Origin of the sequence: Brenneria populi (genome assembly GCF_036016195.1) — a bacterium.
Taxonomy (GTDB): domain Bacteria; phylum Pseudomonadota; class Gammaproteobacteria; order Enterobacterales; family Enterobacteriaceae; genus Brenneria; species Brenneria populi.
Map to the genome: position 1 here is coordinate 1 of NZ_JAYWTM010000053.1, position 7,280 is coordinate 7,280.

Here is a 7,280-nt window from a genome sequence, read left to right on the forward strand (position 1 = left end):
CGCTTTTTTGGGGGGATTACCTTTGCTCCTGGAGTTTAAGGTCTGGGGGAATCTGAGTTTTCAATGTAACATTATGATAAATAATTTCGAAATTCTAATTCAGAAGTTTGTGGAACTAAAACGGGCGTGTTTACACCGAAGCGGTGTCGCGCGGTTTCCATGTGGGGGGAGGATAGTTGCGCTCCAGCTTTTATCAGCCTGCGCGAGCTCTTCTCCCAGGCAACAATGACGGCCTGCCGGAGAACGATAGGAAGTCGTGGAGTCGCCAGAGCATAGTCTGGCGATGAGATAGACAGCAAGCCCTTTTCGGGTGAAAGGGGCAAGAGAATTGGTAATGTCAGCTTCTGGGCATCTTTTAAAACCGGTCTGCTCAGACATTACTTCTTTCTTGGCAGCATAACCGTCGTGGCTTTTTTTTGTGCTTTAAGCTGCTTTGGAAGGATGAAAATAAACATCAACACGGCAATGATGATAATGGAAATTGCTCTCATCGCTAAAGCTCCTCTATTGAGTCACATTATTCATTATTTTTTTCATTTCTTCGGATATCTTACCTTTGTCTCTTTTCAGGTAGTACCTATACATAGGTTTTAATGTAAGGCCATCTTTGACCTTTTGGCGGAAATCTCGATAGTTAGGATCTGGATCCCACGCCAAAGCCTGATTGATCCAAAAGTCCATAACAAATAGGTTTTTGCTCATACCCCGGGCATTGAAGGCGCAAAAGGCATATAGATAAGCGATGTATGCCAGTTGATCCAGCCTGATACGCGCTTCGGACAAGACTTTGGGTGCCTCAACAAACAATCCTTTGTGGATCTGCTGCTCTTCGCCGGATGCAATTAAACTACATGCATAATCATACTGCGATACCGCATCTCCCAACTGAATGTTAAATTTTAATAGTTTCTCTCTTTCGATGGCAAACTCTGACTTTTCTGACGGATTACTGCTACGCTCAATTAAATTTTCTAAATCACGCGATTTAATTAAAATCGCCTGCGTAGCTCCCCGTTGCACTACGGTGTTCAAGAACGCGTTTGCCTTATCCGCATCAGGCTCAACTGAGAGCATGTCTGCTAGGTCGGAGGGGCTACCATAATATATTTCATAACACAGTACGGAGGCGTTGATTGCCCGACTCTCGGTAGCAAACTTTTCGAACACTGGCATTATTGCGGCGGCATATCCCATCTTACACAGGATGAAAATATGCAATCTGAACGTGTTGTAATCAAGATTTCTTTCACCGGCTATATAATAACGCTCAATACTCTCACGCTGGGCAGTTAGGTTGATATTGGCTAATGGAAAGTTTGCAGCCACCGCACCGTACAAAATCTCTACCGAGGATGTTAAGTTACGGAACTGTGTGTGCCTGGCAAGATCTTCGAAGACATTCAGGTTGTCTTCAATTTCATAAGTTTTCATAAATGAGATTAATAAACTAAAAATCTCATTCGCTCGATAGAATATAATCCATGGCGACGCCAGTTTAACAATATGGTGTAATGATAGATAAATATTATTTACCATATTGTCGTTTGACTTTTTACGATCCGCCGGCGTATTAATTAGAATGTGGTGGCAAAAATTAATATATTCAAATAGCGTCAGGGAATCCTCTTCATCAGTGAGAGGCGTATTAATTAAACCTGTAAATTGCTTCTCGCGTTTCTTTAATGCTTTTCGATAATTGATGGAAGGTAAGGTATTATATGCCGTAATCTGATCGTATTCTTTTTCACGTTGCAATATTTTTATCTGCAGCTCGGATAAACCTGAGCAGTAATCGCTCGCTAAAAATTGATTAATCTTTTTGTATTTTTTATCGCCATACCATCTTGGCGCTAAGAATCTGATCGTGGTTTTCCTTGACTCGATATGTCCGGGTTCAATCGTCAGGATATTTTTCAACCAATATAATGGGATGAAATTCTGCTCTTCAGTGGTCGGCGGCGGCAGCGCTATATTAATCGAACCCTGTGGAACAGTATATTCCGGGAATGAAGATAAAAACGTTCTGGCCTCTTCATTATAATCCGCACATGAAAAATGAATCGGTTGTGCGGCCGGCAGCGCCAGCCAATCGGGTACGCCAAAGCGCCCTGAAGCCTCTAATAGCATATCATAGGCCGCGACACACTCAGGATTGAATTCCAGCGTTTTTAACGCCCAATAAAAAAACTGATCGTTGGCAATGCAAAACTTCAGGATCTGCGCGGGAGTTACGTGATCCATGGTTCGTATGCCTCGTTCTTTGACAGCAACGGTGTACCAAAAGCTAGCAAAAAAGACATAAGGATAATAACTTTCCGGCGTTTTCTGCTGCCAATCGTGAAGTTGTGACAAAATCACAGCAAGGTCATCAACCTGCGGATTAAAAATAAACTGAATATGAAGCGTCTTTTGTAAATCCTGCCTTTGCAGCGACGCACACAGCGCCTCAACGTCCTGATATTTCTTTTGGCTTAGCTTGTGCTTCACCTGCTGTTGTAAGTCATATATATCAATGAGGGATTGCATGAGTAAATATCCAACTCTGAAAACATAGAAGTGATTGTATCAGCATAAAAAAGCATTTTGCCAATAAAGAATAACCATGAAAATAATGGATAACTCAAGAGATGGCTTTCTATCTATGAGAATTATCTTATATATTTCGAGAGGTAATGCGATAAGTAGCGATAGCGGTCTTGTACGTGATTCTGTGTAAATGTCTTTCTCAGAAGTGACCGTCCAGACGATCACCGAACTCGATAATAAAGCGGCTCATCGCCGGTCCCTCAGCGACATCGTCCATTTTTGTGGGCAGGATCATTTTTCCATGAACCGGCTGAGCATGAAATCGTAATGAAAAGCCCTGAGGGACTTTTCATTCATAAGCATCAGTAAAACGTTAATCACCACATCAAATCATCGGGCACTTTAAAGTGCTGGGGGGAGTTGAATAGGTTACCTATTATTTTGATTAGATGACTTATTCCTGATTCCACTTTTGTTCTATGGGCCTAAGTGTGGGCCTAAAAATTTTGTTTGCCTGATTAAAGTGGAGGCTGTGGGATTTTTTTTGCGAAATGAGTAGCAAAAAATTTTTCAGCCGAGGAATCGAATTGTGTGTTTTATAGCCATAGGATTCAGGTCCGATACAGCTTCGACTGTGAATAGTCAGAAAGATATATATCTGTGTAGAACCCAACTTATGCATGTTGCAGAACTGCGCGTAACGATGGTTACTAAACGGATCAGATAAACATAGAGCAATTATAATATTGGTCTTAATAGAAGAATGCTAATCCATAAATAATAAAAATTTAAGATAAAGTGAGTGTTGAGTATGGGGTTATATTTATCAGGGAAATGAGGTGGGGCTGAGTTAAAAAATTATACTATTAAGTACCCAAGGTATATATGTATTTAATCGGAAATGAATTTTCATAAAGATGACTCTATCCCAAAATCCGACTCCATTCAGAAACAGAAATCCGGCATGGTATTCACTCCTCTGAGCGGATGTGATGCCGATGAAAAAGTCACGATTTACCGAAGAGCTGATTGTTTTTACACTGAAGCAGGCTGAACTGGGCAACGCTTCCCGAAAGATTTTGGTTGGCTATGCTCGCGCTGGAGTACAGCGTTACTGGTCCGCATGGCTAATCAGCTTTTTGACGTGACTCCTCATCACTCCATTTTGCACCGATACCTGAAACAAGAGGACATTGTCTGGCGGCAGAGCCGCGCCGGCGCTGAAAATCAAAGACCCGTACTATGAGGAAAAACGGCCTGCCATCGGGCAGGCACTGGCCCGGGAGCAGATGGACTATCCGGTGTTTTATCAGGATGAGGTCGATATCGACCTGAACCCGAAAATCGGCGCGGACTGGATGCTCAAAGGGTAACAGAAGCTCATTGTTACGGTGGGGTAAAGCCAAAAGCAATTAGATGATTTTAAGTGAAGTTATTTTTGTGTATTAAAAGATAATTGAGCGGGAGTTTTTATATAAAATGTAGTAATATAAAAGTATTTTCTTTGAAATGTGTTATAAATATAAAGAAGGGAAATAAGCTACCTTAATGCAAATCCTTTGGTATGTAATATCCGCCTAATGTTGAAAAGTTAGGCGGGTAATGTAGTTGTAATTAATGTATATATTTTAATGCGATGCTTGAATTTGATCTTTTTCTATCGCCTGACAAGCTTTTTCAACAAACCGGAAAGTATCGCTTCCATGTAGCATTCCTTCTTCAAAGTCATAGTATTCTGTTGACTTACCGCACTCTCTCCAAGTTGTAATTAGATATTCTTTGAATAATTTTGTCCGGATATTTCGATCAATAATCATATTGGAATCAATTTTTTCAATAAGCTTTTTATAGACTTCATCTGAGAAAATTGGAGTGTCATAGCAAATTGTATCCATATATACGAATGTAGGTGCCCATTTTTTTACATGATAGATTCCTGTTGATGTTGCACGAAATATTATTGCTTCCTTATCTAAAATAGAAAGATCATCCTCACCAAAAGTAAATCTTTTATTGCTTTCGATTAATTTTTTATTAACCAGGCTAGTTATTGCATTATCAATTTGCGATAAATTATATCCAAGCCCCTGCATCTCACTATAAATGTTAAGACCTTCTACGAAACCGTCTTTATCAACAGAGGGCGAATCATGATTAAGGAAAGATATTATTAATGATTTCAAAAAGTGTTCTTTAGGATCTGGATATGATACGTCGAATAAGTTCATAGCTATGGAACGTTCGTCATAGAAATGTGATAGTTCACCAAGAAGGACTGATTTGGAAAATTCATGTAATTGTATGTAATAATCTCCTGACTTTTCAGTCTCGGAAATTATCCTTTCAACGTCAACATTCGGGCTACCAATAAATCCTTTTACAATATCAATTGCTTGGCGAACATTACCTCCAGTAATATTGGAAATAAACTCAGTTAATTCATCATTTTCATCAAGGGAATATACTAAGGATGATAAAAAAGTAACTAAGTTTTCACTTCTTATTAGGACTTTATTTAAGTCTTCTGTTGATAATTCTCCTTTAGCAATTTCGATAGCATATAGTAACCTCTTTCTGATTACGAGGTCTATTCTTGGCGGCTTTATAGTAAATATTTTATTTGCATATGCACTTAAGGCTCCATTCCTCTGTGAATAGAAAAATGTTTTTGGACGAACTGAAATAAAAACAATTGCTTTCCAATTTTTCGCTAATTCTTGAGCAATTAAAAAAGCTTCTTGCTGAGTATCAAAATCGCGCTGATCCGCATTATCTATAATGATTATAATCTGTTTTTTCAGAGTGTTGGATGCATAATTTATTGATTTTTTAAGATGCTCAGCTTTATCTCTCATTTTTCCAATGAGCATATTTATTTTTTCACGCTCATATTGAACTGGATCAGCTTCTTTTAAGCTACCGTATATTGTTTGTGAAAATAACTGTATGTCTCTAGAGTAAACTCCTGAAATAAAATCTTTGGCTTCTATGTTTAATTCATAGTTTTCAAAAAGAGTGTCTTTTATTTTGGTTAGTACATAATTTTTTATATCATCAGTTAAAGTTGCTGATGAACCTAAATCTATTTTAATGAATATAGCATTTTTGAATTCTTCAAAAGCAGAATTGTGTTGTAAGTTTTTTATGAAGGAAGTTTTTCCAACACCTACATCACCTAGCAATACTATCGGCCTCTTACTCATTGCATCAGTTATGACTTCTTTATCAAAGCTTTCCCCCTTTTTAACTCTTACGTCCGCTATGGGTAATTTACTTTCATTATTATTGAATAGGGACGAATAACGGGCATTTAGAATGTTTTTGCTTAATAAGGAATCTTTAGCTATTGCTCCACTTTCGCAATAACAGTAATCGATGAAATCTTTCTCTTGTCTTTCTGATTCGAATATGTCTTGAATTAGAAGTTCAGATAGTGATTTAAGTGATGAGTGTAAATCAGAAGGAGTTTTATAATGAGGGTATAATGAAAGACTACATGATATTTTTTTCGGTAATACTTGAGAATTAGCACTAAGAGTTTTTGCTAATCTGTGTTCCATTACTGCATCAGCAGATAAATTACTCCACAATAAAGGGAATTTTTCAATAATCTCTTTCAAAGATGAAAAAATAAGACATTTACCGTTTGCAGGAGAAATCCCGTCATCTCTTGTGGCTAAAAAGGAGATGTATTGATGTCCATTGGTTATTACAGCATATCTAACTCCTCGAGCAGCACAATATCTTTGTGCTTGCTCAAATGCTTCTTTACATGAGTAAGAATTCGACAAAATATCATTTATTGGGAAAGTATTTTTTTTTCTTGGATTGGGAGGAAGATCGAAATTTACATTTGTACGTTTTGCTTCAATAATTAATTTCCGAGGGTTCCCTAATTCATAATCTGTATAATCACCATTTTCATGTTTTTCTAATTTAAAATCAGAGTTATGCCAACCTAAAGAGAATAAAACTTGGTCAATAATATGAAATCTTGTATCTGCTTCATTCATGTCGTTTTCGATAACATTTTTGTTGGCTTCAAGGTACTCTTTAAGAGATTTAAGACCTTCGGTCTGACTTTGTATATCATTCATGATAATGCCCTTTTATTAATTCAACTAAATGAGATAAATAGTCTGAGCGATTGTCGATTGTACGCACGTCTAATATCATTTTTCTATATGAACAAGGCTGGTCTCAATAACGTCATTATTAAAACTCTTTTCATCCATTGCTGTACTTGCAATTGCTCGAAGTCCATGTGTAGCTAATCTGCCACCAGTACTAATTCTTTTCAAAGCAGCATAAGCTGTTTGACTATTCATTTCTTTTGGGGTTGTCCTGCTTAGGAGAGTATGCTCATGATGACCCATAGGCTCCTATACTTCCAAAACGCCTAAAGCCTGTGGTGACAAAGATGCTACACGCCCACGCTTAGCCTTCATACTTTCAACTGGTATTCTCCACAGCTTTGCTTGAAGGTCAATCTCTTTGACCCGGCTCCCAAATCTAATACAGTCATAATCAGGAATAACTGACTTCCGCCAGCTTAGCCTGCCCGGCGATATAGCATTCGATGTGTTTTGCTTTCAGATGCTGTACCGTGCGGATCTGAATATTCAAAGATAGCAGATGACTGGCAAGTCGCTCTGCAATTTTTAGTCGGTCATGTATCGTCTTATGGCTGCCGCCGGCCTGTCGGGCCAGCGTCTGCATTTCCCGGCTTAATCGTGACATAGAACCCTCATCCT

Annotated in this window: 2 protein-coding genes and 3 pseudogenes; 1 reads left to right on the plus strand and 4 read right to left on the minus strand. The window is 38.4% G+C overall.

Annotated elements, in window-relative coordinates; genetic code table 11:
* Nucleotides 1-504 precede the first annotated feature (504 nt).
* Nucleotides 505-2,526: a DUF4034 domain-containing protein gene (locus VSX58_RS22215; protein WP_327619954.1), complete on the minus strand. Its 2,022-nt coding sequence runs from the start codon at nt 2,524-2,526 to the stop codon at nt 505-507.
* A gap of 1,060 nt (nt 2,527-3,586) precedes the next feature.
* Between VSX58_RS22215 and VSX58_RS22220 the strand changes: the two are divergent.
* A pseudogene (locus tag VSX58_RS22220) lies at nt 3,587-3,896 on the plus strand (IS630 family transposase); the annotation flags it as partial.
* A 258-nt stretch (nt 3,897-4,154) separates the two neighbouring features.
* Here VSX58_RS22220 and VSX58_RS22225 read toward each other — a convergent pair.
* The 3 genes and pseudogenes from VSX58_RS22225 to VSX58_RS22235 all read right to left on the minus strand — a co-directional run.
* Nucleotides 4,155-6,623 carry a P-loop NTPase fold protein gene (locus VSX58_RS22225; protein ID WP_327619955.1) on the minus strand — a complete coding sequence of 823 codons (2,469 nt, stop codon included), beginning with the start codon at nt 6,621-6,623 and terminating at the stop codon, nt 4,155-4,157.
* 20 nt (nt 6,624-6,643) lie between these two features.
* Nucleotides 6,644-7,034, minus strand: a pseudogene (locus tag VSX58_RS22230) (tyrosine-type recombinase/integrase); the annotation flags it as partial.
* A 58-nt stretch (nt 7,035-7,092) separates the two neighbouring features.
* Nucleotides 7,093-7,266 (minus strand): annotated as a pseudogene (locus tag VSX58_RS22235) (phage integrase N-terminal domain-containing protein); the annotation flags it as partial.
* Between the last annotated feature and the right edge of the window lie 14 nt (nt 7,267-7,280).

Bases quoted from the DNA above. Each gene is read 5' to 3' on its own strand.
- VSX58_RS22215 (WP_327619954.1), bottom strand. From the start codon at position 2,526: ATGCAATCCCTCATTGATATATATGACTTACAACAGCAGGTGAAGCAC.
- VSX58_RS22225 (WP_327619955.1), bottom strand. From the start codon at position 6,623: ATGAATGATATACAAAGTCAGACCGAAGGTCTTAAATCTCTTAAAGAG.